General features: G+C 69.7%; 2 protein-coding genes and 1 pseudogene. 2 read left to right on the top strand and 1 reads right to left on the bottom strand.

What is annotated here, in order from left to right:
* A pseudogene (locus KME77_RS07735) lies at positions 1–232 on the top strand (dehydrogenase); the annotation flags it as partial.
* 20 nt (positions 233–252) lie between these two features.
* The gene (locus KME77_RS07730; protein ID WP_219463412.1) at positions 253–1,389 is read left to right on the top strand and encodes a serine hydrolase domain-containing protein; all 1,137 of its coding nucleotides are present in this window, start codon (positions 253–255) and stop codon (positions 1,387–1,389) included.
* Between the two features lie 13 nt (positions 1,390–1,402).
* On the opposite strand, the gene KME77_RS07725 is transcribed toward KME77_RS07730, so the two are convergent.
* Positions 1,403–2,209: an SAM-dependent methyltransferase gene (locus KME77_RS07725; RefSeq protein WP_219463409.1), complete on the bottom strand. Its 807-nt coding sequence runs from the start codon at positions 2,207–2,209 to the stop codon at positions 1,403–1,405.
* Positions 2,210–2,525 lie beyond the last annotated feature (316 nt).

The raw sequence follows: 2,525 nt of genomic DNA, 5'->3' as shown, positions 1-2,525 counted from the left end.
CAACATCACCATCAACGCCATCTGCCCCGCCTTCACCGACACCCCCCTCGTCGCCCCCGTCAAACACCTCCTCACCCAAGCCGGCATCCCCATGCTCACCCCCGACGACGTCGCCACCGCCGTCCAAACCACCTTCCACACCCCCACCACCGGCACCGCCATCATCATCCAACCCGGCATGCAACCCACCCCCTACATCCACGCCGACCTGCCCACCCCCACCACCGGATGAAGGCCCAGATGTTTCCACGAGTGTTACTCCGCGCCGCCGCCGGCATGCTCCTCCTGGCGGCGACCTCGGTGGCCGCACCGGCGACGGCCGGAACCGGCCAGGCGCACCTCACGACCGGCGGGCCGCTCCAGGAGCTGCTGGACGCCGAGCACACCGCCGGCATGCCGGGCCTGTTCGCCGAGGTCGAAGACGGCAACGGCACCTGGCGGGGCGCAGCCGGCGTGGCGGACATCGGCACGGCCAGAGCGGTGCGGCCCTGGTTCCAGCACCGCGTCGGGAGCATCACCAAGACGTTCGTGGCCACCACCGTCCTGCAGCTGTCAGCCGAGGGACGGATACGGCTCGACGCGCCCATCGGCGCCTACCTGCCCGATCTCGTCCCCGGCGGGCTCGGCCGGCAGGTCAGCGTCCGGATGCTGCTCAACCACACCAGCGGCATCGGCGACTACGCCAAGGCCGTCCTGCGTACCGCCGACGACCTGGAGGCCCTTCGCCGGCGAACCTTCACCCCGCGCGAACTCGTCACGATCGGCCTGTCTCTGCCGTCCACCAGCCCGCCAGGCGCCGGCTACGCCTACTCCAGCACCAACTACATCATCGCCGGGCTGCTCATCGAACGCGTCACCGGCCATCCCTACGCGTACGAGATCGGCCGACGGGTCCTGCGTCCGCTCGGCCTGACCCACACCTACTTCCCCGGCGCCGAGACGCACATCCGCCGCGCCCATTCCGCGGCATACGTGCCACTGGCCGACGGATCACTGCGCGACTTCAGCGTGTACAACATGTCCTGGGGATGGGCCGCGGGCGAAATGGTCTCCACCCCGCACGACATCAACCAGTTCTACCGGGCACTGCTGTCCGGACGAGTCCTGCCGCCGGCGCTCCTGGCCGAGATGAAGACCATCGTGCCCGATCCGGCCGACCCCACCGCCGGTTACGGGCTGGGCCTCTCGTACACGGCGCTGCCGTGCGGCCCGGCGTGGGGGCACATCGGCGGAGTGGTCGGCCACGGCACGTTCACCTTCCACAGCGCGGACGGCAGCCGCCACCTCACCTTGGCGGAGAACCTCACCTTCCCGCCCGGAACCAGCCAGCCCGCGACCATCGGCAAGGCCCGTGTCAACGTCATCATCAGCGCGTTGTGCGGCCCGTAGTCGACCAGTCGGTCTATGGCTTTCGGCCTACGGCGGCGAACATGTTGGTGGCGGTGTCGGCCAGCGGTTCGGCCCCCGGGTCGGGGCGCCAGCGGGGCATGGGGACGACTCCCGGATCCACGAGTTCCAGACCGGTGAACAGCTGTTCCACCTCGGAGCGGCTGCGCAGGTACATCGGGATGCCCCGTTCGGTGTACTGACGGGCAAGTGTCACCGATTCGGGAGCCAGGTCCGCGGTGGGGATGGTGATCGCCAGGTAGCTGCCCGCGGCCAGCGGCTCCAGCAGCGCCTGCACCAAGCCTTGGGCATCCTCGACGAACTGGAGCATCGCGATCACGGTGAGGGCGACCGGCTGCGACAGGTCGATCACGTCGTGCAGGGCGGGGTCGCCCAGGAGGGCCTCCGGGGTGTGCATGTCGGCGTGGATGTAGGCGATGCGGCCCTCGGGTGTGCCCTTCAGCAGCGCCCTGGCATGGGTCAGCACGATGACATCGTTGTCGACATAGACAACGCGGGCGTCCGGTACGGTCTGCTGGGCCACCTCGTGCAGGTTCGGCGAGGCCGGGATGCCGGTGCCGACATCGATGAACTGGCCGATCCCCAGGCCGGTGAGGTGGCCGACCATCCGGTGCATGCAGGCCCGGTTGGCCAGCATCGAGGTGCGCAGCCCGGGCCAGGCGGCCAGCACCTGGGCGGCCGTCTCGCGGTCGGCCGCGAAGTTGTCCTTGCCGCCCATGATGTAGTCGTACACCCGCGCCGAGTGCGGCTTGTGGGTCTGCAGGTCCACGGCGGCGGCCGGGTTCTGGGGGACGTCTGCCATCTCCGGTTCCGCCTTTCCGTTCGGTTCTGACCGCGATTGCACCGCTCTCGCGTCCAAGATCCACCTTAGGGCGTGAACCGACCGGTAAGTCGTCCTTTCAGTTATTTGAGAGGTACGCGATCACCGGCTGGGAACGAAGCTGACACTCCCAGCGCACCACACGCTTGGCCGAGCGCGAAGCCCCCTCTCCCCCTTCGTCAGGGCCGAGGCGGCTCATGACGGGTGCCTGCCGGCCGGCGCGTCCCGCCGGCCGGCAGGCGCGGACCGGCCCCGGGGCGGGCCGGTCGTGGCCTCTTCTCCCCCACCGAGGGCGTCG

This window comes from Nonomuraea rhizosphaerae, from assembly GCF_019396405.1.
GTDB lineage: Bacteria > Actinomycetota > Actinomycetes > Streptosporangiales > Streptosporangiaceae > Nonomuraea > Nonomuraea rhizosphaerae.
The sequence above is the reverse complement of the archived record's forward strand: the minus strand, read 5'-3'. Positions and strand labels throughout refer to the sequence as shown.

Bases quoted from the DNA above. Each gene is read 5' to 3' on its own strand.
- KME77_RS07725 (WP_219463409.1), bottom strand. From the start codon at position 2,209: ATGGCAGACGTCCCCCAGAACCCGGCCGCCGCCGTGGACCTGCAGACC.